Genomic DNA, 26,765 nt, shown 5'->3' with positions numbered 1-26,765 from the left:
ACCCCTCAAATCTGGGTCGAGCTTTCACAAAAGTACCTCACCGAAGTTTTGGGTCAGGATTGGCAAGACGAGTATTACGTGTGGGATTGTGCCGCAGGTACGGGAAATTTATTAAATGGTTTGACTAATAAATACCACATCTTTGCTTCTACCTTAGATAGGCAGGACGTAGATGTTATGCACGACCGCATCAAAAACGGCGCGAACTTATTAGAAGACCATGTTTTTCAATTTGATTTTTTAAATGATGACTTTTCAAAACTACCAAAGCCACTACAAAATATTATCAATGACCCTGAAAAAAGGAAAAAGTTGGTAATTTATATCAATCCGCCGTATGCGGAGGCAACTACCGCGCGTACAGTAACAGGAACAGGTCAAAATAAAACAGGGGTAGCCAAAGATAATAAAATAAGAGAACTATATCGTGAAAAAATCAATGGCGGGTCTAACGAAGTCTTTGCCCTTTTTATGGCGCGTATCTACGACAAAATTCCAGATGCAAAATTAGCTCAATTTTCAAAACTCAAATTTACACAGGGTACAAATTTTGCTAAATTTAGAACCTTCTTTTTGGCAAAATTTTTAAAAGGCTTTATTGTTAGAGCTAATACTTTTGATAATGTTGTGGGTAACTTCCCGATTGGATTTACTATTTGGGATATGGCAGAAAAGCAAAAAATTGATAAAATAGTTTGTGATATTATAGAAGATGAAGGTGCAAAAAGTGGTGAAAAATCTTTTTATGGAGAGCTGCCTGCCAGCATCAACAAGTGGATAAAAATCTATGACAATGGCAGTAGTGAACATATTGGCTACATGGATAATTCAGGAACAGATTTTCAAAATCAGAAATTTTTGAATTTATCTAATACGAAAGGAACACGCCATGTCAATTATTTCGCCTTTACACAAAATAATATCTTTCAAGGCTGCGTCTATTTTGCTGTTCGCCATTGTATGGCTGCCACTTGGCTCAACGACCGCGACCAATTTTTGTATCCAAATGAAGGTTGGGAAAAGGATACAGAATTTCAAAATAATTGCCTTGCTTTTATGCTTTTTCATGGGCAAAATAGAATTTCCTCTGAAAAAGGTACAAATCATTGGATACCTTTTACCGAACAAGAGGTGAATGCTCGCACCAAGTTTGAAAGCAACTTTATGACGCAATTTATCAAAGGCAAACTGAAACCAAACGGAAACGGTAGTTTATTAAATCCCGAAAAAATAAGGACTGCTCCCCTCACTTTTTCCCCCGAAGCGCAAGCCGTCTTCGAGGCAGGGCGCGAACTTTGGAAATATTATCATGCACAACCCAACTGCAATGTCAATGCTTCCCTTTATGACATCAGAGAGCATTTTCAGGGTAGAAATGCAAAGGGCAAGATGAATAATAAGAGCGAAGATGAAATTTATAGCAATCTTATTAGCAAATTGCGTGAAAATCTAAAAATTTTAGCAAGCAGTATCGAACCAAAAATTTATAAATATGGTTTTTTGAGAAAGTAATTTTCTCAAAATAAAAAATAAACTCTCTCCTTATTTAAAGAGAGGGGGCTGTATCATAACGTTAGGTTCTAAAAGTCGTTTCTAAATGTAGCGAGCGGGCATTGTCTTGTCCGCAGCGAGGTTGAAATAAAAAAGGGTTTTCAGACCAAAAAAGTGTTCTGCTCAAATTTTATTTCGTGCCAAAACTGCCTTTTCCGCCAACTATCTGGTACAAACAACAGCCGAAAATAATTAACAACCTTACAATTCTTTACTCAATTTGCGAATTTCCTCGATGGATAATTTTGTAAGTTCGGCGGTCATTTCTATAGAAAGCCCTTTTTGCAAGGGGAAATAGGTGTTTTGGCAGTTTTCTTAGTTGCTTTTGTCTGTTTTTTAATAACTTTGTTTTTCAACGCACCCTCACCTTGCCCTTCAAAAGGCAGCTATTTTCTTACACCACAATTTATGAAAGGAATTATTTTGGCAGGCGGCAGCGGCACACGCCTGCACCCGCTTACGATGGTGATGAGCAAACAACTTTTGCCCGTCTATGACAAGCCCATGATTTATTATCCGCTTTCTACGCTGATGCAAGCAGGGATTCGTCAGATTTTAATTATCAGTACGCCACACGATTTGCCCCATTTTCAAAACCTTTTAGGCGACGGTAAAAAATATGGCTGCGAATTTTCCTACACTGTGCAGGAGCAACCCAATGGCTTGGCGCAAGCCTTTGTGTTGGGCGAATCTTTTATCGGAAACGACAAGGTCGCACTTATTTTGGGCGATAATATCTTCTATGGCACAGGGCTGCAAGAAACCTTGAAAGCCTGTCAAGACCCCGAAGGCGGTATCGTCTTTGCCTACCATGTTTCCGACCCCGAACGCTACGGCGTGGTAGAATTTGACCAAAACCAACGCGCCATCTCGATAGAAGAAAAACCACAAAAGCCCAAATCGAGCTATGCCGTACCCGGGCTATATTTTTATGACAATCAGGTAGTAGAAATTGCCAAATCGTTGAAACCTTCGGCACGTGGCGAATATGAAATTACAGATGTTAATAAATTTTATTTAGAAATAAACAAACTTTCCGTACAAATCATGGATAGAGGCACTGCTTGGCTCGATACAGGCACGTTTCATTCTTTGATGCAGGCAGGACAATTTGTAGAAGTCATCGAGGCGCGACAAGGTTTGAAAATTGGTTGCATCGAGGAAGTGGCATATCAGATGGGTTTTATTGGCAAAGAGCAACTTGCACAAATTGCCGCCCCTTTGCTCAAAAGCGGCTATGGCACATATTTGATGGGTTTGATAAAAGACTAATTTTCTATATCTTTAAATCCTATTTTAATCCTATAAGGTCTTGAAGACTTTATAGGATTATTTACACCTGTTTTTTTCTTTATTTATGCTCGAATCTAACCAAACACCCGACCCTGCTACGGTTTTTCCTCTGCCAAATATCAATCGTCTTTGTTTTCTAAAAAATATTATTCAAAATCCGAATATTATCGTGGGCGATTATACCTACTACGACGATTTTGAAGACGTACACAATTTTGAAAAAAATGTAAAATATCATTTTGATTTTATCGGTGATAAGCTCATCATCGGCAAATTTTGTATGATAGCCTCCGACGTAACTTTTATCATGAATGGTGCAAATCATCTGGTAGAGAGCCTTAGCACCTATCCTTTTGCCATTTTTGGCGGAAGTTGGCAAAATGCAATGGAGGGCAAAAGCTACCCCTACAAAGGTGATATTGAAATCGGAAATGACGTTTGGATAGGCTATAAAGCGACCATTATGGCAGGCGTGCGCATTGGCGATGGCGCAATTATTGGCTCGCAGGCGGTTGTTACCGCTGACGTACCGCCTTATAGTATCGTGGCTGGCAACCCCGCAAGGCTTATCCGAAAGCGATTTTCAGAAGAAACCATTGCTGCCCTTCTCCAAGTGCGTTGGTGGGATTGGGATAGTGAAAAATTGAGCCGCCACTTACATCTGCTTACGGGAAATGACATAGAGGCTCTGAAAAAAATTGCCGAATAGTAGTGATATTAGGTTAAAGGGCAGGAAAAGGTAAGTTTAATGCTTTTTTTGCTGCGTTGTTGCAATGGTCAGAAGGTCAAAAACGAGGTTTTGTGCTTCGTACACGCCTCCTGAACCCCCACCCTGCCCTCCCCCCATAGGGGAGGGTTCGAAAACCAAATCATTTTTTTGCATAAATGCAAAAAAATGATACCGCATAAAAGCCCCGCCATAATAGGGGCGGGGTTTGGGGTGAGGTGCATTTAAGACTTTTATCGTTGTAACAACGCTTTTTTTGCTGCAAAATGTTAGCCAAAAATGCCTAACTTTGTAGGCTTAAAGCCTTATTTGTAATCAAAAAATTGAACCACAACCTGCCCTTTTTCAATCCTGCACCCAAACCAAAAAAGCAGATATGCACGTCCATCTGATAGAAAACGATTTTTTGAGTCAATCTCGACACGACCCCATCACAGGCGACCTCTTCGTGGCTGGCGATAAAGTTGTCTTTTGTGCTGCCTGCCACTCTGCCTTCTTGCTCGAATCTTGGGAATATCTGGGACAAACACACTGCCAACAGCAGGAAACCTTAGCCCAAATCCCGACACAGAGCAACCTCACCCTCAAACAAGACGGCACACAAATAGGAGAAGATTATTTTTATTACTTAGATACAAATAATCAAAACGCTTTATATTGTAAAGATTACAATGGAATTTTTGATTTTTACTCACTACAAGATAAAAAAGATTTTTTTCTTAAAAAGACAACCACAGACAAAATAACAAGCTATTTTAATGCAAACACTAAAATAAAAAAACAAGTAAAATAATATAACAGTTCACCAAATTTATTTGTAATTTTTTCAGTTTTAGTTGTAATTTTTATTATTGCCATTCCCTTTTTAAGTAAAGAATATTTAATAAGTATGTTCTTTTTTATTTTAATTACTATTCTATTAGCAGTATTTACTTTTCCGTTATTTTCCGAACTAAATGAACAAAATGATGCCCACAAATACAAACAATTTATCGCCCTAAGTGAAAAAGGGCTTTCTATCTTTCACCCTTACTACTGTCAGAAGGCGTATTTGCCGCTGCGCAATGTCAAAAATGTAGAAGTAGATATATCAGCGTCTTTTTTAGTCTTGATACTCACGACCGAACAGGGCGAATGGCATTTTCATTTTGAAGTGTCTTCTTTTAAAAGCTACCAACTTATTTTTGATACGCTCCAAACCTGGACAAATTACGACATAAAAGTTACGATTCGCAACAGAAAGCCACAAATACAAGAGTGGCTTTTAGAATTAAATAGAAAAAAAGGAAACGTATTTATAATTTTTTAAGATAAAGCTAATAGATTTTAAATCTATTAGCTTTATGGTACAATTTATTAGTTCAAATTTTATAGCTTATCTTAACTAATTTAAAAAATAGTTTTTAGTCTTATCTTATCTCTACATTTGCCTATAATTTTTAGAGTTTAACATCACTTGCCTGCGGCGTAGCTTTTGTTTTTTAGCAAGCCTTTTTCTGGCGAGCTTTTGGGCTTTTTGCGTACTTTTGCACCCGAAAAAAGATGCCTTCTAAAAAGCTACCACAAATGGACAAAGAACTGCCCCTGCTTCCTGCCTCCCCCTTTCTGACTTGGATAGAACAAAAATTGGGACTCACACAAGGCGTGCGCTATATGCTCTTGGCGGTCTTTGGCTTTGCCCTTATGAACGTGCTGGTGAAATATATCGTGCATATTCCTGCTACGGAGGTTGTTTTTTTTCGCTCTTTGGTGTCGCTTGTGATGAGTTTGTACTTTTTGCGACAGGAAAAAATTACGGTTTTGGGTAGGAATAAAAAAATACTTTTCCTGCGCGGTGCTTTTGGCGGTTCGGCGTTGATTCTTTTTTTTACAACTATCCAAGAAATGCCTTTGGCAAGTGCCGTAACAATTCATTACTTAGCTCCTATTTTTACTACCCTTATTGCTATTTTTGTTCTGAAAGAAACGCTTTTCAAAAGGCAGTGGCTCTTTTTTGGCATCTGTTTTTTGGGGGTGCTGCTCATAAAAGGCTTTGATGAGCGCGTTTCGCTCTTTTATTTCGGGCTTGGGATTCTTTCGGCGTTTCTTTCGGGCTGCGCCTATAATTGTATTCGTTTGGTAAAAGAAAGCGAACATCCTTTGGTGGTAGTGATTTCTTTTCCGCTGGTGATGCTCCCCATTTCGGGGATTTACTGCCTTTTTGATTGGGTTACGCCGCAGGGTTGGGATTGGCTTTTTTTGCTTGGAATCGGGATTCTAACGCAAATTGCACAATATTTTATGACCAAAGCCTATCAGGTAGAAAGGGCAGCAAGAGTGGCAAGTGTGAGCTATACGGGTATGCTCTACGCGCTTCCCTTTGGTATGCTGCTCTTCGATGAATACTTCGGATTGCTGCCACTTTTGGGCATGGTTGTGGTCTTGCTCGGCGTGTGGCTCAATGTGCGATTTGGCAAAAAATAGTTTGATGAAAAATCTTGCATTTTAGCATCAAACACCAAATAAAATTTTGCTTCATGCCATTTTTAGGTCTGAAAACAGACTTTTATTTCAATACAAATTTGGATAAGATAGGTGCTTTTCCCCTACAAAATTTGGTAGCCTTATCGCTTTTGTCTATGTTTGTGCAGGCTTTCATACTCGAAAAAAGATGCGCTATCTACATACCTCTCCCCTTTTGCTCGAATCGGGTGCGATTTTGCCCCAAATAGAGATTGAATATCAGACCTTTGGCAACCCAAATGCAGCGAAAGTGATTTGGATTTGTCATGCCCTAACCGCCAATGCAGACCCTACCGACTGGTGGAGCGGCTGGATAGGGGAAGGGAAATTTTTTGATACTGACCCCGAAAAAAGCCCTTATTTTATCGTCTGTGCCAATATCTTAGGCTCTTGTTACGGCAGTACCTACGCCCTTTCGCCAAATCCCGTAACGGGAAAAGTTTATGGCTATGATTTTCCCCTTCTAACCACACGCGACATGGCGGCTGCCCATTGTCTTTTGCGCCAACACCTGCAAATTGAACAAATCTACCTGCTTATGGGTGGCTCTTTGGGCGGACAACAAGCGATGGAATGGGCTATTTTAGAACCTAAGACCATAGAAAATTTGGTGCTTATCGCTACTAATGCACGCCATTCGCCTTGGGGAATCGCCTTCAACGAAGCCCAACGCATGGCAATTCAAGCCGACCAGACGTGGCAAAATCCTACCCAGAACCCACAAAATTTTGACCCCAACGACCCCGCCCTTTTCCGTATTGGGGCAAAAGGTTTGGCGGCAGCGCGTGCTATCGCTTTGATTTCGTATAGAAATGCACAAGCCTACAATCAGACCCAAAAAGAAACCGAAAACGACCTTTTAGAAGGCTTTAAAGCCGTTTCCTACCAACAGTATCAGGGCGAAAAATTGGTGCGCCGCTTCGATGCCTTTGCCTATTGGACGCTTTCAAAGGCAATGGATAGCCACAATGTAGGGCGAAACCGACAGACGGTAGCGCAGGCTTTGACGCAAATAGAGGCGCGGACACTCTGTATTGGCATTAGTTCGGATTTGCTTTTTCCGCCTGCCGAAGTGCAGTTTTTGGCACAAAACATCAGAAAGGCGCAATACGTAGAGATAAATTCCGACTTCGGACACGACGGTTTTTTGTTGGAATACGAACAATTAGAGGCTGCACTTGCCCGCCTGCTTACAGAGAAAGTGGCGAAAGATAAGTGCTAAAACTCTTAGCGTATTGGAAACTTTTGGGGTTTGAAACCTCAAATTTAAAGGCACTTTAAAGTCATATTAAAGACTCTTTAAAGACAAAAGGCTTTTTGCAAGATTTGCCCCCAGTGATGTTAAATTCTAAAAATCAAATGCAAAAAAATCAAAATGTAGGGACAAGGCAGTGCCTTGTCCGCAGCAAGATTGAAATAAAAAAGGAATGAACCTCACCCTTCCCTCCCCCAAAGGGAGGGTGTCAAAACCAAATTTTATTTTGTGTCAAATTTGATAAAACAAGTTTTTTTTACAGAACTTAACACTACTGCCTACCCCCCTACCACACACAAGAAAGGGAACAAACAAGAGGGCAGGAAAATGTGGCAAGAAAAGTGGTGGAAAATAGAACACATAAGCCCCAAATAGACCATAAAACAGAAAAAATAAGTAGCTTTGCAGCAAGGCACACCCCTAAACTTCGCCACCACTTCCTACAAAGTCTGATAGCGCAGGTTTGAAACTTTCGCCTTTCCCTTGTGTGTGTGGTATCGTAGCCGTCTTTTTTAATTTCCGAAATTCTCTTTTTAATGATATGAAAAAAGCACTTATCACAGGTATTACAGGGCAAGATGGTGCATACCTTGCCGAAATTTTATTAGAAAAGGGCTATGAGGTGCATGGCATCAAGCGTAGAAGCTCACTTTTCAATACCGACCGCATCGACCACCTTTATCAAGACCCCCATGCGGAAAATTATCGCTTCAAACTACATTACGGCGACCTGACCGACTCTACAAACCTCATTCGCCTAATACAAGAGATTCAGCCCGACGAGATTTACAACTTGGGTGCGATGTCGCATGTCAAGGTGAGTTTTGATTTGCCCGAATATACCGCCAATGTAGATGCTTTGGGAACGTTGCGCATCTTGGAAGCGGTACGCATCTTGGGGCGCACCAAACAGACGCGCATTTATCAGGCTTCTACTTCCGAACTCTACGGCTTGGTGCAGGAAGTGCCACAGAGCGAAAAAACGCCTTTTTATCCGCGCTCGCCTTATGCAGTAGCCAAAATTTACGGCTATTGGATTACGGTCAATTATCGGGAGGCTTACGGCATGTATGCTTGTAATGGCATCTTATTTAATCACGAATCGCCTTTGCGTGGCGAAACTTTTGTTACGCGCAAAATTACACGTGGCGTAGCCCGTATCGCTTTGGGTTTGCAGGACAAAATTTATTTGGGCAATCTCAACGCACAACGCGACTGGGGACACGCCAAAGACTACTGCCGCGCCATGCATCTGATTTTGCAACAGGAAAAACCCGAAGACTATGTTATCGCCACAGGCATCACTACTCCTGTGCGCGATTTTGTCAAGATGGCTTTTGCCGAAGCAGGCATCGAGGTTGCCTTCGAGGGCGAAGGTGTGGAGGAACGTGGCAAAGTGGTAGCCTGCCATCTGCCTGACTATCAAATTGCTATCGGAACGGAAGTGGTAGCCATAGACCCGCGCTATTTCCGACCTACGGAGGTAGATTTGCTTATCGGCGACCCTACAAAAGCCATGCAGAAATTGGGTTGGAAGCCCGAATACACGCTACCTGCCTTAGTCAAAGAGATGGTAGCTGCCGATATCGAACTCTTCAAAAAAGACAAATACCTACGCGAAGGCGGACACGCAACGCTCAACTATTACGAATAAACATCAGAATTAGCACTTTCAAACCCTAAGAAGCTGCAAAATTCTTAGGGTAAAGTCTAAATTTGATTCTCAATTCGCAAATTTTGATAGCTAAAAAAGCGAACTATGAAGTTATATGCCAATCCTCTATTTTATTTTCTCTTTTTTTTAGCCCTCTTCGCCCTACCTTTGGGCGGGGCTTGGCTTTCCGAATTTCTTTTTGTAGAGGTTTCCCTCAAAAATGAGATTTTTATCAATCTCTTCAAAACGGGTAAAATTCACTACGGCTACCCCTACTATGTGTCGCTCTTTATCACGCTGCCCATTTCGCTCCTGCTCTTTACTTTGCTGCAAAAACGATTTATGCTCTACGACATAGAGAGTACCAACGTGCGCATTTTGCTGATGATGCTTATCTGCTCTACGCTGATGACCGAATATTCTTTGGAATACCTGCTTACTAAAAAACAGTGGTGGTATTATAGCAACTATTCCGAAATTGTGCAGAAACATAGCGTCATGTACCTTTTCACGATTCCGCACTTTCTCAACGCGCTTTTCTACTTTTTAGCCGTCCAGACGTTGGTCTATATTTCAGGTCTAAACCAGAATTTTCGTAAAATTCGCCTGCTCTTTAAAAAGAACAGATGGAAACCCGAACAATTTGAACAAATCTTAGACTTTTCCTTTGAAAAGTATAAAAATCAAGAATTTTATCAGACCCTAAAAGCCGAAACGCTGCAAATAGAAACGCCCTATTTCCACTTCTCCGACCTTAGAAAATTCCGCCGCCTGCTACACAAGAAAGCCCTCCTGCACGATTTTAACCTCGAAGAGCAAAATCTCTGACAAGTTTTCCCTGACGCACTACCATGCTAACCCTACAAGATTTAATCTTAACGCCGCTCTACTTTCTCTTTGTTTTCGGACTTGTCTATACTTTTCGCAATCGCGTCAGGGATAAAGAGATACGCAAATATTTCCTGCCTGCCTTTCTTTTGCGCGTAGTGGGGGCTATTTTTTTGGGTCTGATTTATCAATTCTACTATGGCGCAGGCGATACAACGCTCTACTTTCAGGGCGCACGCAAAATGGGGCAACTCTTTGAACAAGAGGCAGGAAGCTGGGCAGAGGTAGTCTTTGGCTCACCCGAAAGTTATGGCGCATTGGCACAAATATACAGCCGTGGCATGCCTTATAGCGACGACCATGCCTCCTTCATGGTTTCGCGCATTGCGGGTTTTTGCGCCCCTTTTGCAGCCAATACCTACTCGGTTATCGCGCTCTTTTTCGCAAGTTTTAGCTTCTTTGCGGCTTGGAAAATGTATCAGACTTGGATAGAAATTTATCCAAACCTAAAAAAAGAATTGGCAAGGGCGGTCTTATTTCTGCCTTCTGTTATCTTTTGGGGGGCAGGTCTGATGAAAGACTCGCTCACTTTTTCGGGCTTGGCACTTTTTTTTACAGGCTTTTATTGGGTATTGATACGGCGTAGAAAGTTTTTTTGGAACGCGATTTATTTGTTGATAGGAGCGTTTCTGATGAGCCAAATCAAACTCTACATTTTTTTGGTGATGCTGCCTGCTTGTGGCATTTGGTTTTTTTATACCTACAAAAATCGCATTAAAAGTCAATTTCTTAGAATTGCGCTGCTCCCTATTCTTTTGGCAGTAGGCGGCGGCAGTGCGGCTTATTTTACGCTGCGCCTTTCCGAAGGGACAGAATTTGCGCTCGATAGATTTGCCAAACGTACAAAAATTACGGCAGAATGGATTTACAAGGTCAGCGACGAAGGCTCGCGCTATGATGTAGGCGAATTAGATGGAACATTTGGGAGCATGCTACGTGCCGCGCCGCTTTCTATTTTCGTTGCCCTATACCGCCCCTTTATTTGGGAATCGCGCAATCCGAACATGCTTTTGGCAGCCTTAGAATGTAGTTATTTTATTTGGCTTACGCTGCTGGTTTTGCGAAGGGCGAAATTGCGGGATTTGTTTAAATTCTTATCCCAAGAGCCGCAAGTGGTGATGTCGCTCTTTTTTGCCTTAGTATTTGGCTTTTTTGTAGGCGTTTCGAGTAGTAATTTCGGAACATTGGTGCGCTACAAAATTCCGCTTCTGCCTTTTTTTGTAGCGGCTCTTTATATCATCTTGGCGCAATATCCACAAAAAGGCAAGAAAAAACGCCGTCCTGCTGCCACGCCACCGCCTTTTTCCAACCCCAATTCGCTTTCCGCACAGGCTTCGAAAGTTTGAAAAACAAAAGCGTAGGGCTTTGCGTTTGAAGAAAAAAGTAGTATCTTAGTCCTGCCAACTGTGTGGCTTTTCATTCTAACCCAAACGCTTCAAAATTGGAAAATCTCTACCAAATTTTAGGGCTGCCCGATTTCGCTTCTACCGAAGAGGTAAAGAAGTCCTTTAAGCGTTTGGCTTTGCTATACCACCCCGACCGCAATCCCAATAGCCTGACGGCAGAGGAAACTTTTAAGGTCATCAATAAAGCCTATCAAATTCTATCCGACCCCGAAACCAAGCACCGTTACGACCTGCTGCTGCTCTATGTCTATGGAAAAGCGACACAAGCGGAAACAGATGAAACGCCCGCCCATCGCGACCCACGATACAGACGGCGCAATCCCTATCGCCGCCCGTATCAGGCAGCTCCTGTGGTAGAAAAGGATAGCCTTAGCAATACACAGGCGACCCTTATTAGTGTTGGTGCAATTTTATACATCTTTCTTTTCGTCAATTCTATCTATAATTTTATCGGTCAGAATTTCTACTCACGCGCAACCGAAGCCTATCAAAAACAACAATACGAAGATGCCATCAAGTATCTGAATGGCGCAATCGGATACGACCCAAGTTTGGCAAACGCCTATTTCCTGCGTGCGCAAATCTATGCCGAAAACTTCTCTTTGCCCAAAGACGCGCTCGAAGACTATTCAAAGGGCATCGAAACGACCTCTATTTTCAAGAGTGAGTATTTTTTGTGGCGCGGCAGAACCAATGGCAAATTGCAAAACAAAAATGAGGCGCACCAAGATTTTCAGACGGCTCTTTTCCTAAGTTCCGACGATATGCAGCTCGCCAGTCAGGTAGCCAAAGGCTATTCGCTCGACCTAAACGCCTACAAAGATGCGATTGATATTTACAATTCGCTTTTATCAAAAAATAAACCAAACTACGACCTATATCGCGAAAGGGGCATCACCTACGCCTTAGCAGGTGAGTATCAAGACGCTATTGCCGACTTCAAGGCAGGCTTTCGCCAGCACCAAAATTCGGACAAAGCCCTGCATGAGCTTCTCTCTTTTTGCGAAACAGAACTCAAAAAACCCGATTTTACCGCTGCCCTTTTAGAAGCTATCATAGCAGAAAACAAGGAAGATGTGGAAAAAACACAAAAATTGCGGGTACAGAAAGCTATTATTTTGTATCAATCTAAATCCTATTCCGCAACCCTATCCGAACTAAACACCTTGATAGCACAACAGTCGAAGGGCGAAGTAGATAGCCTCTATGCTTGGCGTGCCAAAACGCTTTTAGAGATGGGCGAAAGTGCAAAGGCTTGTGAGGATTGGGCAAAGGCGCGTTTTTTAGGATACAAAGCCAAACACCCGACCCTCGATTTTTTCTGTGAGGAGAGCCTAAAAGACCTCGTTGTTAGTCAGAATGAGCCAGAAAATCTACCAGAAAATCGAAAAAATTAGGCAGAGCGCAAAGACAATAAAAGCGCGTCAGCGTAAAATTTATTGAAAAAATTATTATAGAAACTATTAAAAGAACAGCCTATTTTTCTTTTTCAATCTTTACCTTCACGCCGTCATTTTCTACAAGTCCGATTCGTTTTGCTTTTTTGGCAACCTCCTGCTCTTTGTTTTTCGAGATAAAGTCCGATTTGAGCGTGATATAATCTACACGCAATTCCTCTACCTCCATGCGCAAGGTAATGACCTTTCGGACGATTCTATCGGTGTAATGACGATTTGCAATATAAATCAATCCTAAAAAGGCAGCATAAATAAAATAAGGCATAGCGCGAAAAAGCAACTCTTGGTCTAAGCGAAAATCGCGTTGGGCAAAAGTTTTCCAAAATGAAACTTGAATGAGGGGAGTCGCTTCGGGCTGTGCAGCTTCGGCTTCCTCGTTTTTGTAGTAGTTGCGTTTGAGTGGCTGATTTTGCATAAATAAAGAAAGTAAAAAATAGAAACGATTTGAGTAGAAATAAGGCTACTGACCGCCCCTACTCCACACAAGCACAAATATATCTAAAAAATATCAAAACCCAAAGTTAGGGTATTCGCCTAAACAGTAAAAAAGGCAAAAGAGCAATCTAAATAAGTAGCCTTTAACGGAAAGTAGATATCAGGCTCTAAATTTTGTCGTCAAGCGCATTTATCATTCGTTGCATTTCTTCTTTGCTCCTTAGTCTTATTTCAAATCTTTCAGATGCCAAACTACCTTTTTTCTTTTGCCCCACCCTTACCCTATCTTCTACTAAAAGTTTATCTTCATACGTCAAATCTATATTCGTGTTGATTTGCAAAATCTGTTTGCTCCCGACTTTACCTGCATAACCTATGGCTGAAAAAGTATGTTGTCCAAATTCGACCTTTAATAAGACTTGTTTCGGTGTAATTTTCACCTCTCCTTTTGTTTTAAGCCAATCATAAAAAAGAAGAAACACCTCTTTGCTCTCTTGTTTAAGGTTAAAAAAACGGTCTATCTCATATAAATCAGGGTCTTGATTTATAACTTCTTTCACTATACGAATTTTTTTACTGTTTATACTTTCTATCTTTTCTTCATCAGGGTCATTATTTAAATAATCTATAAAAATTAAATCATCTTCAAACCAAAAATATTTTATTAAAGTGATGTTATTTTCTTTGTTTTTTTTAACTCTTTCTATTTGAGTAAGAGAGAATTTTTTAGCTATTAGTACAATTTCAATTTGTTTTAAATCCATTTCTTGAAACTTTGGTAAATCAATGTTATATTGTTGCGTAGTTTTTAAATAGACATCTGCAAAATTATCTTCAATATACTCTCTATAATCAGAAACTTGTTCTGTTATATTTTTGTCATATTCTTTTTTAAGTTCAAAAATTACAAATCTTTTTGATTTTGGGTTATAAGCCAAAATGTCAATTCTTCCACCTGTACCAATGCTCCTAACATTTCCTTTTAAGGGAAATTCGCTTGAAACAAGCGTAAGATTAGAAAATAAAGAAGCCCAATTCTCGCAAATAAATTTATTTAGCTCACTTTCAGGCTTATTTACTTGATTTAAAAACTTTTTTACAGAAGACGAAAATAATTTAGGCATTTTCTTGAATTTGTTTTAAGTAAGGTGAAAGTATGGAAATAAACTCTGTTCCTATCTGACGTAGATTTTCTACATCATCAAAACTCCAAACGGTTTCATTTTCATCACCGTATAGTTCGTCATGCTCAGATAAAAGCCTTGTTAATTTTTCAAAGTCTTCATCAGAAAGATTAATTGTTTTCATGTAGTTGTGTTTAGTCGTATTTATGCTGCGAAGTTACGATTTAATTTGAAACTCTGCTTTATTTTTTTGATTTGAAAGACTTTTTTGTCGCCCTCTATCAATTCAACACCAACTGTAAAAAAGCAATTCACTCACATTAGGCAAAAACCAAGTTTTAAAACTTTTGAGTAGCAAATATACAATTTTTTCTTATCTTTACCGCCATCAGAAACCGCCTTTTGGCATGACCCTATCTTGTTTATGTGGCAGAAAGAAAACAATCGCTTAGTGCGCCATTTTGAGTTTGCCGACTTTACGGCAGCCTTTGCCTTTATGATGCGCGTTGCATTTTTGGCAGAAAAACACAACCACCACCCCGAATGGAGCAACGTATATAACCGCGTAACGATTGCGCTCACTACCCATGATGCAGGCAATACCATTACCGAAAAAGATGAGGCATTAGCCGCCGCCATAGATGCACTGCTCGCCGCGAAATAGTGCGTAGTTTTTGCCCCTCTCTTACTAAATTCTAAAAAACACGTTGGAAATTGCTTTTTTTATCGCCTTTTCAGTCCTTGCGTTGGCAGGTGCAGTAGGGGTCTTGCTTCTGCGCAAGGTGCTTTCTGTATCCTTCGCCTTCCTGCTCACGCTGCTTGGGGTAGCGGGCATTTTCGCACTCTTAGGTGCTGATTTTGTGGCACTTACCCAAATTATTATCTATGTAGGGGGGATTCTTCTATTGCTACTCTTTGCCCTGATGTTTGCCGAACCCTCTGGCGATTTGAGCCTGCCTACGCCGCAGGCTTCACTCGGCGGTGGCATCTTGGCGGCTTTTGGGCTGCTAAGTCTTTTGGGCGTATGGTTAGCCAAAAACAGTTCTCTTTTAGAAGATAAGATTTTGAAAGAAAACTTTTCTACCATACAAAAAATAGGCATACTTTTTCTAACAGACTACTTACTTGTTTTCGAACTCGTTGGCATCTTCCTAACTGCCGTTTTGGTCTTGGTAGCTTGGTTAGCAGGCAAAAAGGCATCAAAAGATTAGACTAAAATAAATTAGACTAAAATAGAAAAAGAAAAAACGTTGTTAATATTGTAAAAAATCAAACAAGACTCAAACAACTTTCGCCTTTTACTTTCCTACTTCCATAGCAAAAAACAAGACATCATCGGTCTGTTCAGTGTCTTCTTTCCATTCTGCAAAAAATTGTGCGAAGGCTTCTTTTTGGGTTTGAAGTGGCAAATGATGTGTTTGATTTAAAAAGTCGCGCATTTTTTTAATAGTCATTTTTCCTTCTTTTCCAAACTGGTCGGCGTAGCCATCAGTGAAAGCATAGACCCTATCCCCTTTTTCTAAGGTAAGATGATGCTCGCCAAACGTTTTTTGCTTGTATTGAGTGCTTCCGATAGGATATTGGCTGCCTTTCAAAACGCGCAATTCATTTGTGGCTTTGTGCCAAATCCAGAGCGGACGCTTGGCAGCGGCAAAGGTAAGGCTTCGCTTTGTCCCATTCCATCGCAAAAGCACAATGTCCATGCCGTCTTGCAGGGAATTAGCATTTCTAAATTCTTGGCTAAGTTCCTTATTTTCAACCTGTTGCTGCAAAAGGCGTTGTAACTTCTCATCTAAACTGTGCAAAATTTGGGCAGGAGCTTCAATCTTATCCTGATTGACAATCTGGTCTAAAAGATTATGCCCCACTACGGTCATCAAAGCACCGGGTACGCCATGCCCTGTGCAATCGGCAATGGCAAGCAAGAGGTCTTGCGAAGACTCATTCATTTGTGCCAACCAATAAAAATCGCCCGACACAATATCTTTGGGCAGATATAAAATCCAATGCGCAGGCAGATGCAGGTCAAGCGTTTCTACTTTGGGCAACAAAGCATTTTGGATTCTTTTGGCATAATTGATAGAGGCGATAATGTGCAAATTTTTGGACGCAATCAATTCTTTTTGCTCATTGACCGTTTCGAGGGTCTGCAAAATTTCTTCTTTTTGCTGTCTGATTTCCTCACTTTTGAGCAAATTTTCCTCGTTGGCAGCCTTCAAATTTTGATAGGCTTGCTTGATTTTGATGCGATTGCGCCAAACAATAAACATAAAAATTAAGACCACTACCAAAGAAGCCACAATTAAATAATTGATTTTTTCTTGAAACTCTTTTGCGGTTCGCTCCTGCTCTATTTCGGCATTTTTAAGGTCTAAGGCAACTTTGTTTTCTAAACTGTTGATAATTTTGCTTTTTTTCAAATTAAAGGTACTATCTTCTAATTCTTTGTACTTTTCATGGTGAAAAAGAGCCTTTTCAAAGTTTTTTTGCTTCTTAAAAACTTGGTGTAGTGCCAAATGCGAGCTGCTCAAAGAGGCAAGCGACTGGGTAGTGTTTGCAATTTCAAGGGCTTTTTGAGCGGCATTTTCCGCTTTCTGATGCAAATTTTGATTAGAATATGCAACTGCCAAAGTAAGCAAAGGCTCAATAGTAGAAGGCACATCATTGATAGACTGATAAAAGGAAATGCTTTTTTCGGCTTCTTCTACTGCCTTTTTCCAATCTTTTTGGTTTTCTGCAATTTTGGCTAAGGTAGCATAACAGTAGGCTACGCCTCCCCAATCTTCCATCTCTTGGGAAAGCACCAAACTCTTTTGGGTATAAAAAGTAGCCAAACTATCCCTTTGTGTTAGGGCGTAATCTGTTCCCAAATTCGAAAGGGCAATCACATAACTAAGTTCGTCATCGGGGTGACGGTATTTTTCGTGTAAAGCGACTGCCTTTTTGTAATAGTTAATTGCCGTTTCAAAATTTTGGTTCAAGCTATGAATACTACCAATATTAACTAAGGCAGCAACCGTTTTAGATTCATCTTCTTTATCAATTTCATATACTTTTTCGTAATAAATTAAGGCTTTGTCGTATTCCCCTTTGTAATAATAACCAATACCGACCGAATTAAGCAAAGAAGCCTCCATGCTCCTATCTTCGCTTTTGGGCTGCCATTCCAAACCTTTTTCTGCATACAAGATAGCCGAATCGTACTCTCCCATAGTAGAATAGGCAATACTTAGGGCAAAATAACTTTCTAAAATGCCCATGATATAATTTTCTTTTTGGCAGGCAATCAGACTTTTATTAGATAAAATAACAGCCGTATCAGGGTCTATGTAGCTATATTCATAAGCGATTTTTGTTTCTAAGAACAAACGTGTCGTATCGCTGGTACTGCTTTCGTAAAGCCGCCGCAAACTATCTATCTTTCTATTCTGGGCGAATAAAAATAGGGGCGAGAACAAAAAAAATGCAACAAAAAGGGTTTTGCACCCAAAAGAGGAAGGCATACCTTAGGGCTTTTTAGCACGTAAAAAAGGGAAATGCTTTTATTTATGAAGGATTTAAAGCCAAAGATAATATTTTTTCGCAAAGAAGGGCGTTTTTTTTTCGCCTATGTTAAAAAAGTGAAAAGAAAAAACCTGACACCTCTCTCCTACCTGCGATAACTGCGAAAAAGGCTCTGTATTTTCATCTGAATTACGCCAAAAAAAGCCTCTTTGAAGATTTTAGACGACATTTTAGAAACACCTTTGGTGCGGTCGGTGAAAATAATGGGTACTTCTACTACTTTGAAGCCATATTTCCACGCCGTAAATTTCATTTCTATCTGAAAAGCGTACCCTACAAATTTTATCTTTTCGAGTGGTATGGTTTCTAAAACGTTGCGGCGGTAACATTTGAAGCCTGCCGTTGCGTCCATGATGGGCATGCCCGTAATCAAGCGGACGTACATGCTTGCAAAATAAGACATCAGCACCCTGCTCATAGGCCAATTCACCACATTTACACCCTTGATGTAGCGCGAGCCGATAGCTACGTCGTTTTGCCCTTCTGCACAGGCTTGATAGAGGCGTACCAAATCTTTGGGGTCGTGTGAAAAGTCTGCGTCCATTTCAAAAATATAGGCATAGCCCCAAGCTAAGGCTTTGGCAAAACCATGCAAATAGGCAGTTCCTAAGCCTAATTTGCCCTTGCGCTGCTCTAAAATAAGCCTTCCGCCCCACTTCTGCTGCATCTGCTGTACCTTTTGTGCCGTTCCGTCGGGTGAGCCGTCATCAATAATTAGGACATCAAAAGGAAGTGGCAAGGCGAAAACAGCTTCGATAATGCCCTCGATGTTTTCGATTTCGTTGTAGGTAGGAATGATAACGATACGCTCTTTCATCAAAAATATGCTTTTTAAAATAAAACAAACCTTGACAAGGCAAATCCTTGTCAAGGTTGTGGCAGAGAAACTTGTTTATTTAACCAGTTTCATCTCTTGGATAAGACGCTCTCCGCCTAATACTTTGTCTATTGTCCAGAGGACGTAGCGGATATCGACATTGATGCAACGCTTGTACTCTACATCATAGACTAAGTCGCCTGTCATGGCTTCCCAGTTGCCGTCGAAGGCAAGCCCTATGAGTTCGCCATTAGCACCAATGACAGGGCTACCCGAATTACCACCCGTAATGTCGTTATCGGTAATAAAAGCGACAGGGAGGTTGCCATTTTTGTCGGCATACGTGCCAAAGTCTTTTTTCTGAATTAGCTCCTTTACTTTGGCAGGAACTACAAACTCGGCATCATTGGGGTTTTCTTTTTCCAAAATACCTTTGTGGGTAGTGAAATAATTGAACTGCACGCCATCTTTCGGCGCGTAATCTCTTACCGTACCATAAGAAAGGCGCAAAGTAGAATTGGCATCAGGATAGAAAACCTTGTCGGTTTGCATGGCACGCAAGCCCTCTACATAGTCGCGCATTGCCATCATCAAAGCTCCCTGCGACTGACCAATGGCAGGGGCAATTTTCTGACGATAGTTATTAAATACGTCTAAGAAAAGGCTAAAACCTAAATCGCTTTCCATTGCCTTTAAAGAAGGATTTTTTGCAAAAGCCAAAGCGCGTTCTTTTGAAGTAAGGAAAGAAGAAGCGAACATTTTGTCGGCATACTTTTCCCAATTACCCTTGTATTTTTTCGCCACTACACTTTCGAAAAGGGCAGGCTGCTGGCTTTTAGGCACATCTTGGGCATAGAAGCTAAATAGTTTGGCAAAAACGCGCTTGTCGATAGTGGTATTGTATTCTTCGAAATGTGCATTGATAGCCGCTTCTTTTGCTGCTGCCGCTTCTTTTGTATCGTTGCCTGCTTTGAGAAGGTCGTAAAGGTCATAAAATTCGTAAGCCAACTCCATCAATTCTGCGCCAAAGGCGGCTTCTTGTAGGTAGATGTAAGAAAGTTGGTACTCTGTCATGGCTTTCTGTGCCTCCTCGATGCGCTTCAAAGCAGTGGCATAACGCTCTTCTCCGCTTTTATCTGCCCAATCTTGGAATTTGGCTTCATTCTCACGCTTCAAATCTACTGTTTTCAAACGCGCCAAACCTTCATTCTGACCGATAAAATACTTGTAGTAGTTGCTAATTTGTGCATATTTGGCAGCATACATAAGGCGTACTTTGGGGTCTTTGTCCATGCTTTCTTTCATCAAATTGAGGCGATTCTCACGCAATTTGATGCGAGCAGGATTCGACATTTCAAAATCTACCAAAAGGCTATATGAGGTTTTGTAGCGTTCTGTACGACCGGGAAAGCCAAAAGTCATGGCAAAATCGCCTTCTTGGATACCTTTCACCGAAACGGGCAGGAAGTGCTTAGGCTTGTAAGGCACGTTATCGGTGCTATAATCAGCAGGCTTGTTGTCTTTGTCGGCATAGATGCGCAAGATAGCGAAGTCGCCTGTATGACGAGGCCACATCCAGTTGTCGGTATCGCCACCAAATTTGCCTACCGCTTCGGGGGGGGCAGCCACCAAACGCACGTCGCGGAAAGTTTCAAACACAAAGAGATAGAACTCATTGCCGAAGAAAAAGTCCTTTACGATGGCTTTGTAGTGTGTATCCTTTGTAGCCTCCTCGATGATTTGCTGCTGTACCTGATAAGCAGTGCCATTTCCCATAGCGGCTTTCATTTTTTCGGTTACATCTTCCATACGCACCAAAAAAGAAGCCGTAAGCCCTTGATTGGGTAGCTCCTCTGCCTTTGTAGCCGCCATAAAGCCTTTTTCTAAGATGTTGTTTTCAGGCGTGCTGTGGCTTTGGATTAAATCATAAGCGCAGTGGTGATTGGTAAGCAATAAGCCTTCGCTCGAAATTGCCTCCGAAGTACAGAAATTAGAACCGGGGTTGCCATATCCTAAGCCAAAGATAGCATCTTTAAGGCTCGAATTATTGACGCTATAAATCTGTTCGGCAGAAAGTTTTAGCCCTTTCGCCTTCATGTCGACTTCATTGAGTTTGCCTAAAAGCATGGCAAGCCACATGCCTTCGTCTGCACGCAAGGGCGCGTAAGAAAGCAGGGTAAAGACTGCAAGTAGCAGTGCAAGACTTGTTTTTTTCATCTCTAAATTTGGTTTGTGAGTAATAGGTAGTCTATTGGGCGGCAAACTTACCAAATTCTACTCAAATTTCAATCGTGATGATGCAACTTTGTTGCATTAGGTAGAGAAAAGCCAGCAGAAAGCCCAATAAAAGGCAGAAAATAAAAAAAACGCCTCTTTAAGTGCGTTCTATCCCTTCAAAGCGGCAATGGTCTGACTTGGATTGGCAGAGGAAAAAACAAAACTTCCTGCCACTAAGACATCTGCCCCTGCCTGCACCAAAAGTGGTGCGTTGTGTGCATTCACGCCGCCATCAATTTCTATCAGCGTTTGAGTCTGGTGTTTGTTGATTAAAGCCTTCAACTTGCGCACTCTTTCGTAGGTGCGCTCGATAAATTTCTGCCCCCCAAAACCCGGATTGACCGACATCAGACAGACAACATCGATATCAGAGAGGACATCTTCTAAAAGCTCTACCGAAGTGTGTGGATTGATAGCCACTCCCGCTTTCGCGCCTAAGGCTTTAATTTGCTGTAAATTGCGGTGCAAATGAGGGCAGGCTTCGTAATGCACCGACACCACCTGCGCCCCCAATTCTATAAAAGCAGGGACATATTTTTCAGGCTCAACAATCATCAAATGCACGTCTAAGGGCTTTTGTGCCACCTTCGCTATCGCTTGCATGACGGGCAGCCCGAAGGATATATTGGGTACAAAAACGCCGTCCATGACATCTATATGCAGCCAATCGGCAGCACTTTGGTTGAGCATTTCTACATCACGCCCCAAATGAGCGAAGTCGGCAGCCAAAAGAGAAGGCGCAATCAGGGTAGGAGTTTGCATAGAAAGAGAGTAGGAAAACGAAAAACAAGATTGAGAAAGGCAAAGGTAGCGATTTTTTTAGGTTCGAAAAGTGCCTTTTCCCAACAAATGCTACCCCGAAAGCGCGTTTTTTTCTTACTTTTGTGGCGTTGTCGGGCGTTATTGCAACGGTCTGAACCCCCACCCTGCCCTCCCCCCATAGGGGAGGGTTCGAAAACCAAATCATTTTTTTCGCATAAATGCGAAAAAAATGATACGAAATTGAAGCCCCTCCCTTTTGGGGAGGGGTTTGGGGTGGGGTGCATTTAACACTTTGACGCAACTATGCCGCTTTGTCGCAAAAAATTGCCCTCTCCTTTCTAACTCCACTTTTGATGATGCCCAAACAAAAATTTTGTAGAGAATCGCTGGTTATCATGACCGAAATGGTCTTGCCCAACGACACCAACCCTTTGAACAACCTAATGGGCGGCAGGCTGCTGCACATGATGGACGTAGCAGGTGCGATTGCCGCACAGCGGCACTGCAATAGAGTCGTCGTTACGGCTTCGGTAGATAATGTATCCTTCGAGCATTGCATCAAAATTGGCAGTGTCGTTTCCATTCGCGCCTACGTAACACGTGCCTTCAATTCCTCGATGGAAGTTTATGTAGAAGTAATGGGCGAGGAAATCTTGGGAACAGGCTCTAAAACGGTAACCAACAAAGCCTATCTCACCTTTGTCGCCGTCGACCAAATTGGAAAACCCATTCCCGTACCTGATGCCATTGCCGAAACTGCCGAAGAAAAAGCACACTACGAAGGGGCTTTGCGCCGCCGCCAACTGCGCTTGGTCTTGGCAGGCAGAATGAAACCCGAAGAAGCTACCGAACTCAAATCTATTTTCTTTACAGAAAAAGCGTAGAGTTATCCGAAATGGCTTTCATTCGGTATCATTTTTTTTGATAAAAAACAAAAAATTGATTTGGTTTTCGAACCCTCCCCTATGGGGGGAGGGCAGGGTTGGGGGTTCAGTAGGTTTGTTCGAAACACAAAACCCTATTGCAGACCTTTTGACGCTATAAAGCATAAGATTATACTGCAAAATTTACTTTTAATTGTATCATTTAGAAAACTAAAGCCACAAGCAAAACCTTTTATTAGCAAGTGCAATATTTAAAAAATTAGTATATTTTTTTCATAAAAACAAACCACAAGTAAGCGACGGTACGGATTCAAACGCGCCCGACATTTTAAGTTTAAATAATTTAACCAAATTTTATTAAACTTCTATTAAAATTTTAGTTTCGCTTTTGGATAGAAAATGCTATTGATAGTCTAAAATTTCTGTCATTTTTTGCTGCACTTGCTTTTCTACCTCAATAGAAGCCTCTGCAATAAAAGAAACTAAGGTTTCGATTTGATTGAGTGAAAGCCCCGTTTCCGCGCTTGTTTCTATGTCGGAAAGGGTCTGATTGAATTGAGAAAGCCCTGTATAGGCGGTGCAGGATTTGAATTTATGCGCAAGCTGTCGCAATCCAGCCAAATCGCCATTTAGGAAACGTTGGTGCATTTGTTCGGGATATTCTTGCAAGTTTTTAGCTAAAATCATTAACATGGTCTGCACCATTTCCACTTGCCCATCTACGATTTCGTAGATTGTGGTGAGGTCTATCTGTTCTTGATACACTTTTTTAAGGGGTTTAGAAAGTAAATGTTTGATTTTTTGTGCCAAAGCAGTCGGCTCGAAGGGCTTGACCAGATACTCCAATCCCTGCTCTATTGCCCACTTTTGCCATTCCAAACTAAGGGCGGGCAGGATAAGTATGCCTTTCCCCTTTTCAAGACAAAGCTTCCAGCGTTCCAATTCGGAAAGCCTTGCGATACTTTTGGGACTAACGAAAAAAATCTTCGTTTTATTGTTAGAAAAAGCCGCTTCTACCTCGAAAGCCGTTGCTTCTGTGGGTATAACACGCTGCCAAGGAATATGGTTTTGGCTGCAAAAAGTCTGCAAAGCCCAACTTTCCGTAGGGTCTTCGGTATAGATAAGAGCCAGACAATCAAATCCTTGCGGCTCTGTTTCTTGTAGGGCAGGCTGCACCTGCACCTGTACCTCCACACAGACCTTTTCAAGCCCCACCTTACCTACAACGGTAGCGCGTGCCGCCGCCGCCCATTTTTGCATCATCCTAAATTCGGGAATACTCTCGATGTCTTGAAAATGAAGGTCTTGGAAGGTTTCGCTAAAAGGTAGGAAAGGCGACTGCTCCTGATTTTTCCCTGCATTTTCTATCCAAAGTGCAAAACCCGTTTTGTGAATTTTAATAGAAAGATATGTTTTTTGTAGCAAAAAGCGAACCCTTACCCATCTGACCAACATAAAAACCGCCTTTGCCAAAGCCAAGCTATCCACCTGCCAAAACGCAGGAAGAAGCGAAAGCGGCGGCAAATCTTTCTGTTTTATCTCTATTTTGCCCCCTTGTAAAAATTCGATGTGCCAAAAGGCTTTTTCTATTTCTTCTAAAAAAAGAGGCAAATTAAAAACTTTTTCACCCTCCTTTCTGCTATGTAGCGCGTAGTCCTCCAAAAGTTCGACGTGTTTGAGTGCGCTTTCGAGAGCCTCTTTTAGTCGCAATCCTTTTTCTTGTAGTGGCAGCAAAATAAGCTGTTGTAGGGCAGCCAAAGGCAGATGAAACCACTGCTGAATTTGTGCCTGAAATGCCTCTTGCTGACGGCGCAAAAGGTCTTGGTGTGTCTGTTCGAGCTGCTGATATTGGTGCTTTAAAGTTAGATAATCATTGCTTAGTTCTAATAAAGCGGCTTCATTCTTTTTTTTCTGCTTCAAAAAAAGTTCGTATTCCTGATTTTTATGATACAAAAAGACAAGCCACTTATCCTCCTTTCTTTCGAAAAAGACATCAAACCAGGTAGAAGAAACCTCGCCCTCTGCCTGTTGAGCAAGTGGAGGCGCAAGGGCAATTTTTTCGATAAAAAGCGTAGGCTGATTGCCTTCCAAAAAAAGCGGTTTGAATTTGGCAAGCGGCTTGAATAGCTCGAAGAGCGACACCTGCAAAGAAGCGGCTTGCGCCCTTTCCCTGCCTGCCTCCTCTGTGGGAAGAAGGGAAAAAAGGCTTTCACAACTTTGCACAACAAAGCCTTTTGCATCTAAAACTAAGACTTGCAAACGTTTATCGAGGGCTTGCTTTTTGAGCAAGTTTAAATCAAATTTTATATTAGAGTTTGAATCTTGCATAAAAAATAGCGAAAGGATAGATAGGGTATGGAAAGATACGAAAAAAAGCGCGTACCAACTAACTTTATAGGTATAAAATGGTTACTTTGCAAAGAATACCAACTGAAAACGCCTTTTTTAAAGGCAATTATTCCCTTTCCAACCATGAAAACAGTTATCATCACAGGCGGCACAGGCTTGGTAGGCACGCGCCTGACCGAAATGCTTTTGGCATCAAAGGCGTATAAGGTTGTGCATTTTAGCCGTAGCAGCAAAAAAACACACCCCTTAGTGGAAGTCTGCAAATGGGACGTAGAGCGCGGCGAAATAGATGAGCAAGCCTTTTTGGAAGCCGATTATCTCATTCATTTGGCGGGTGCAAATGTGGGCGATAAGGCTTGGATAGAAACACGTAAGCGCGAAATTTTGGATAGCCGCACCTATTCTACCCAACTTTTAGAAGAAAAAATACGCAAACTTTCACACCGTTTGAAAGCCTTTATTTCCACCTCTGCCATTGGATATTACGGCTACAAGTCGGGCGACCAGCCCAAAGATGAACAAGGGAGAGCAGGGGACGATTTTTTGGCACAAGTCTGTGTGGCTTGGGAAAAACCAGCCTTGCAGGTGAGAGAAGTGCGGACGGCTATCCTACGCATAGGCATTGTGCTTTCTGAAAAGGGCGGTGCTTTGGAAGCCATGCGCAAGCCTATTGCCCTTTATGCAGGGGCAGCATTGGGCAGTGGCAAACAGTGGGTTTCGTGGATTCACCTCGACGACCTATGCCGTTTCTTTATTTTTGCGATGGAAAATGAAAGTGTAAAGGGAATTTACAATGCGGTAGCTCCCAATCCTGTAACGAATGAGGAACTAACCAAAATCATAGCCAAGACGCTTCACAAGCCACTCTTTCTACCTGCCGTCCCCGAAGCCGCGCTTTATCTGCTTTTGGGCGAACAGGCGCAAATGCCTTTGAGCAATATCTATGCTTCGCATCTGAAAATGGCAGAAACAGGTTTTGAGTGGGAATATGAACAGGCACAGAAGGCAGTGCAGAATTTATTGGGCAAACGATAAAAGTCCAGACAGGTGTAGCGCGAAGCTCCAGCTTCGCAATAAAATCGGGATTAAACCCTATTTTTTGGGTCTGAAAACGCTTTTTTGTTTCAATTAAAAATTTAGGACAAGGCTGTGCCTTGTCCCTACATTTGTACCTAATTTTTAAAACCTAACCCAATAACACAACTTTGGAATAGGCTTAGAGGCGCGTATTTAGAGAAGCGAAAAGGTGAGCCAAAAAATAAGTTAAGCAATTAGCCAAAATTTTCGCCACTCTCGTCAGTGTAATCATTCCACACAAAAGAAACGACACGCCATTTCTTATCTACTAAGATGCACTGCAAACTGGCTCTACCATAGGTCTTGGGCAGGCTGCTATTTGGGTAGGCGATTGTGTAGTAGCTATAACGGTGCGCAATTTTGCCAAAAATTTCGGTCTTGTGGTCTTTTTCTGCTACGATAAAAGGTTGAAAATCGCGCTGCAAAGCCTGTGAGCGGTATATGGCAATAAAATTAGAAATGCTCATCAAAATAGGCGAAGTGCCATTGTTATTGATAAGACGCGCTTCGGGGGTAAGACATTCGAAGAAAGTTTCCCAATCTTGTTTGGGGTTTTGGCGAAAAGAGAGTACCTCATAAAATTTGGCGACCAGCGTGTCGAGGCTATTTTCGTGTTGTTCTTGTAGGCTACTTTCGGCATCTTGTCCGCTTTTAGAAGGCGTTTGGGCTACGGCTTGGTCTTTTTTCAACAAAGTGGAATCGGTCAGGAAAGTCATGGGCAGGGAAATTGAAGGGTGAGAGAA

25 protein-coding genes are annotated in these 26,765 nt (G+C 41.7%); 16 read left to right on the top strand and 9 right to left on the bottom strand.

Going from position 1 to position 26,765, the window contains the following annotated elements:
- The 12 genes from G500_RS0119820 to G500_RS0119745 all read left to right on the top strand — a co-directional run.
- Window positions 1-1,512 (top strand): hypothetical protein (locus G500_RS0119820; protein ID WP_027003804.1); only part of this gene is annotated, 1,512 nt, incomplete at its 5' end.
- A 447-nt stretch (window positions 1,513-1,959) separates the two neighbouring features.
- Complete coding sequence (gene rfbA / locus G500_RS0119810; RefSeq protein WP_027003803.1) at window positions 1,960-2,823, top strand: glucose-1-phosphate thymidylyltransferase RfbA; 864 nt, start codon at window positions 1,960-1,962, stop codon at window positions 2,821-2,823.
- Between the two features lie 85 nt (window positions 2,824-2,908).
- Window positions 2,909-3,553, top strand: coding sequence for a CatB-related O-acetyltransferase (locus tag G500_RS0119805; RefSeq protein WP_035758246.1), 645 nt, complete (start codon window positions 2,909-2,911; stop codon window positions 3,551-3,553).
- Window positions 3,554-3,947: 394 nt separating this feature from the next.
- Window positions 3,948-4,364, top strand: a complete 417-nt coding sequence (locus tag G500_RS0119790) for a hypothetical protein (RefSeq protein WP_027003801.1) — start codon at window positions 3,948-3,950, stop codon at window positions 4,362-4,364.
- A gap of 96 nt (window positions 4,365-4,460) precedes the next feature.
- Window positions 4,461-4,880 carry a hypothetical protein gene (locus tag G500_RS0119785; protein ID WP_027003800.1) on the top strand — a complete coding sequence of 140 codons (420 nt, stop codon included), beginning with the start codon at window positions 4,461-4,463 and terminating at the stop codon, window positions 4,878-4,880.
- Window positions 4,881-5,113: 233 nt separating this feature from the next.
- On the top strand, window positions 5,114-6,034 hold the full coding sequence (locus G500_RS0119780) for a DMT family transporter (protein WP_342664619.1): 921 nt from the start codon (window positions 5,114-5,116) through the stop codon (window positions 6,032-6,034).
- A 187-nt stretch (window positions 6,035-6,221) separates the two neighbouring features.
- On the top strand, window positions 6,222-7,295 hold the full coding sequence (locus G500_RS24380) for a homoserine O-acetyltransferase family protein (protein ID WP_051203946.1): 1,074 nt from the start codon (window positions 6,222-6,224) through the stop codon (window positions 7,293-7,295).
- 377 nt (window positions 7,296-7,672) lie between these two features.
- Window positions 7,673-7,795, top strand: coding sequence for a hypothetical protein (locus tag G500_RS26520; protein WP_281169350.1), 123 nt, complete (start codon window positions 7,673-7,675; stop codon window positions 7,793-7,795).
- 74 nt (window positions 7,796-7,869) lie between these two features.
- Window positions 7,870-8,982: a GDP-mannose 4,6-dehydratase gene (gene gmd, locus G500_RS0119760; protein ID WP_027003798.1), complete on the top strand. Its 1,113-nt coding sequence runs from the start codon at window positions 7,870-7,872 to the stop codon at window positions 8,980-8,982.
- Window positions 8,983-9,087: 105 nt separating this feature from the next.
- A complete protein-coding gene (locus G500_RS0119755) occupies window positions 9,088-9,810 on the top strand; it encodes a hypothetical protein (RefSeq protein ID WP_027003797.1) in 723 nt (240 codons plus the stop codon).
- A 23-nt stretch (window positions 9,811-9,833) separates the two neighbouring features.
- On the top strand, window positions 9,834-11,216 hold the full coding sequence (locus G500_RS24375; protein WP_051203945.1) for a hypothetical protein: 1,383 nt from the start codon (window positions 9,834-9,836) through the stop codon (window positions 11,214-11,216).
- Between the two features lie 95 nt (window positions 11,217-11,311).
- Window positions 11,312-12,673, top strand: coding sequence for a DnaJ domain-containing protein (locus G500_RS0119745; RefSeq protein ID WP_027003796.1), 1,362 nt, complete (start codon window positions 11,312-11,314; stop codon window positions 12,671-12,673).
- Between the two features lie 79 nt (window positions 12,674-12,752).
- On the opposite strand, the gene G500_RS25350 is transcribed toward G500_RS0119745, so the two are convergent.
- The 3 genes from G500_RS25350 to G500_RS0119730 form a co-directional block, all read right to left on the bottom strand.
- The gene (locus G500_RS25350) at window positions 12,753-13,148 is read right to left on the bottom strand and encodes an FtsL-like putative cell division protein (protein WP_051203943.1); all 396 of its coding nucleotides are present in this window, start codon (window positions 13,146-13,148) and stop codon (window positions 12,753-12,755) included.
- 187 nt (window positions 13,149-13,335) lie between these two features.
- On the bottom strand, window positions 13,336-14,292 hold the full coding sequence (locus G500_RS0119735; RefSeq protein ID WP_027003795.1) for a PDDEXK family nuclease: 957 nt from the start codon (window positions 14,290-14,292) through the stop codon (window positions 13,336-13,338).
- A complete protein-coding gene (locus G500_RS0119730; RefSeq protein WP_027003794.1) occupies window positions 14,285-14,476 on the bottom strand; it encodes a hypothetical protein in 192 nt (63 codons plus the stop codon). Before G500_RS0119730 ends, G500_RS0119735 begins: the two co-directional genes overlap by 8 nt.
- 240 nt (window positions 14,477-14,716) lie before the next feature.
- Between G500_RS0119730 and G500_RS0119720 the strand changes: the two genes are divergently transcribed.
- Both G500_RS0119720 and G500_RS0119715 read left to right on the top strand, forming a co-directional pair.
- Complete coding sequence (locus G500_RS0119720) at window positions 14,717-14,956, top strand: 4a-hydroxytetrahydrobiopterin dehydratase (protein WP_027003793.1); 240 nt, start codon at window positions 14,717-14,719, stop codon at window positions 14,954-14,956.
- 43 nt (window positions 14,957-14,999) lie between these two features.
- Window positions 15,000-15,503, top strand: coding sequence for an NADH-quinone oxidoreductase subunit J family protein (locus tag G500_RS0119715; RefSeq protein ID WP_027003792.1), 504 nt, complete (start codon window positions 15,000-15,002; stop codon window positions 15,501-15,503).
- An 87-nt stretch (window positions 15,504-15,590) separates the two neighbouring features.
- Here G500_RS0119715 and G500_RS0119710 read toward each other — a convergent pair whose 3' ends face one another.
- The 4 genes from G500_RS0119710 to rpe form a co-directional block, all read right to left on the bottom strand.
- A complete protein-coding gene (locus G500_RS0119710) occupies window positions 15,591-17,702 on the bottom strand; it encodes a PP2C family protein-serine/threonine phosphatase (protein WP_161626166.1) in 2,112 nt (703 codons plus the stop codon).
- 239 nt (window positions 17,703-17,941) lie between these two features.
- Window positions 17,942-18,673 carry a polyprenol monophosphomannose synthase gene (locus G500_RS0119700; RefSeq protein ID WP_027003790.1) on the bottom strand — a complete coding sequence of 244 codons (732 nt, stop codon included), beginning with the start codon at window positions 18,671-18,673 and terminating at the stop codon, window positions 17,942-17,944.
- Between the two features lie 75 nt (window positions 18,674-18,748).
- The gene (locus tag G500_RS0119695) at window positions 18,749-20,890 is read right to left on the bottom strand and encodes a S46 family peptidase (protein ID WP_027003789.1); all 2,142 of its coding nucleotides are present in this window, start codon (window positions 20,888-20,890) and stop codon (window positions 18,749-18,751) included.
- A 168-nt stretch (window positions 20,891-21,058) separates the two neighbouring features.
- Window positions 21,059-21,712, bottom strand: coding sequence for a ribulose-phosphate 3-epimerase (gene rpe, locus G500_RS0119690; protein ID WP_027003788.1), 654 nt, complete (start codon window positions 21,710-21,712; stop codon window positions 21,059-21,061).
- Between the two features lie 356 nt (window positions 21,713-22,068).
- Here rpe and G500_RS0119680 point away from each other — a divergent pair, with 356 nt between their 5' ends.
- A complete protein-coding gene (locus tag G500_RS0119680) occupies window positions 22,069-22,596 on the top strand; it encodes an acyl-CoA thioesterase (protein ID WP_027003786.1) in 528 nt (175 codons plus the stop codon).
- A 402-nt stretch (window positions 22,597-22,998) separates the two neighbouring features.
- On the opposite strand, the gene G500_RS0119670 is transcribed toward G500_RS0119680, so the two are convergent.
- The gene (locus G500_RS0119670) at window positions 22,999-24,924 is read right to left on the bottom strand and encodes an Hpt domain-containing protein (protein ID WP_154657239.1); all 1,926 of its coding nucleotides are present in this window, start codon (window positions 24,922-24,924) and stop codon (window positions 22,999-23,001) included.
- Between the two features lie 144 nt (window positions 24,925-25,068).
- Between G500_RS0119670 and G500_RS0119665 the strand changes: the two genes are divergently transcribed.
- Window positions 25,069-25,980: a TIGR01777 family oxidoreductase gene (locus tag G500_RS0119665; protein ID WP_035758273.1), complete on the top strand. Its 912-nt coding sequence runs from the start codon at window positions 25,069-25,071 to the stop codon at window positions 25,978-25,980.
- 236 nt (window positions 25,981-26,216) lie between these two features.
- Here G500_RS0119665 and G500_RS0119660 read toward each other — a convergent pair whose 3' ends face one another.
- A complete protein-coding gene (locus G500_RS0119660; protein WP_027003783.1) occupies window positions 26,217-26,738 on the bottom strand; it encodes a hypothetical protein in 522 nt (173 codons plus the stop codon).
- Window positions 26,739-26,765: the final 27 nt, after the last annotated feature.

It is taken from the genome of Hugenholtzia roseola DSM 9546 (assembly GCF_000422585.1).
In the GTDB taxonomy this organism is placed as follows: domain Bacteria; phylum Bacteroidota; class Bacteroidia; order Cytophagales; family Bernardetiaceae; genus Hugenholtzia; species Hugenholtzia roseola.
Note: the sequence above shows the minus strand (reverse complement) of the source record. Positions and strands in the feature narration are given on the sequence as shown.

Excerpts from the sequence above, each read along its gene's own strand:
- rpe (WP_027003788.1), bottom strand. The coding sequence starts at position 21,712 with ATGCAAACTCCTACCCTGATTGCGCCTTCTCTTTTGGCTGCCGACTTC.
- G500_RS0119790 (WP_027003801.1), top strand. The coding sequence starts at position 3,948 with ATGCACGTCCATCTGATAGAAAACGATTTTTTGAGTCAATCTCGACAC.
- G500_RS0119695 (WP_027003789.1), bottom strand. The coding sequence starts at position 20,890 with ATGAAAAAAACAAGTCTTGCACTGCTACTTGCAGTCTTTACCCTGCTT.
- G500_RS0119680 (WP_027003786.1), top strand. The coding sequence starts at position 22,069 with ATGCCCAAACAAAAATTTTGTAGAGAATCGCTGGTTATCATGACCGAA.
- G500_RS0119665 (WP_035758273.1), top strand. The coding sequence starts at position 25,069 with ATGAAAACAGTTATCATCACAGGCGGCACAGGCTTGGTAGGCACGCGC.
- G500_RS0119785 (WP_027003800.1), top strand. The coding sequence starts at position 4,461 with ATGTTCTTTTTTATTTTAATTACTATTCTATTAGCAGTATTTACTTTT.
- G500_RS0119660 (WP_027003783.1), bottom strand. The coding sequence starts at position 26,738 with ATGACTTTCCTGACCGATTCCACTTTGTTGAAAAAAGACCAAGCCGTA.
- gmd (WP_027003798.1), top strand. The coding sequence starts at position 7,870 with ATGAAAAAAGCACTTATCACAGGTATTACAGGGCAAGATGGTGCATAC.
- G500_RS0119730 (WP_027003794.1), bottom strand. The coding sequence starts at position 14,476 with ATGAAAACAATTAATCTTTCTGATGAAGACTTTGAAAAATTAACAAGG.
- G500_RS24380 (WP_051203946.1), top strand. The coding sequence starts at position 6,222 with ATGCGCTATCTACATACCTCTCCCCTTTTGCTCGAATCGGGTGCGATT.
- G500_RS0119735 (WP_027003795.1), bottom strand. The coding sequence starts at position 14,292 with ATGCCTAAATTATTTTCGTCTTCTGTAAAAAAGTTTTTAAATCAAGTA.
- G500_RS0119720 (WP_027003793.1), top strand. The coding sequence starts at position 14,717 with ATGTGGCAGAAAGAAAACAATCGCTTAGTGCGCCATTTTGAGTTTGCC.
- G500_RS25350 (WP_051203943.1), bottom strand. The coding sequence starts at position 13,148 with ATGCAAAATCAGCCACTCAAACGCAACTACTACAAAAACGAGGAAGCC.
- G500_RS0119700 (WP_027003790.1), bottom strand. The coding sequence starts at position 18,673 with ATGAAAGAGCGTATCGTTATCATTCCTACCTACAACGAAATCGAAAAC.
- G500_RS0119670 (WP_154657239.1), bottom strand. The coding sequence starts at position 24,924 with ATGCAAGATTCAAACTCTAATATAAAATTTGATTTAAACTTGCTCAAA.
- G500_RS0119805 (WP_035758246.1), top strand. The coding sequence starts at position 2,909 with ATGCTCGAATCTAACCAAACACCCGACCCTGCTACGGTTTTTCCTCTG.
- G500_RS0119755 (WP_027003797.1), top strand. The coding sequence starts at position 9,088 with ATGAAGTTATATGCCAATCCTCTATTTTATTTTCTCTTTTTTTTAGCC.
- G500_RS0119780 (WP_342664619.1), top strand. The coding sequence starts at position 5,114 with ATGCCTTCTAAAAAGCTACCACAAATGGACAAAGAACTGCCCCTGCTT.
- G500_RS24375 (WP_051203945.1), top strand. The coding sequence starts at position 9,834 with ATGCTAACCCTACAAGATTTAATCTTAACGCCGCTCTACTTTCTCTTT.
- rfbA (WP_027003803.1), top strand. The coding sequence starts at position 1,960 with ATGAAAGGAATTATTTTGGCAGGCGGCAGCGGCACACGCCTGCACCCG.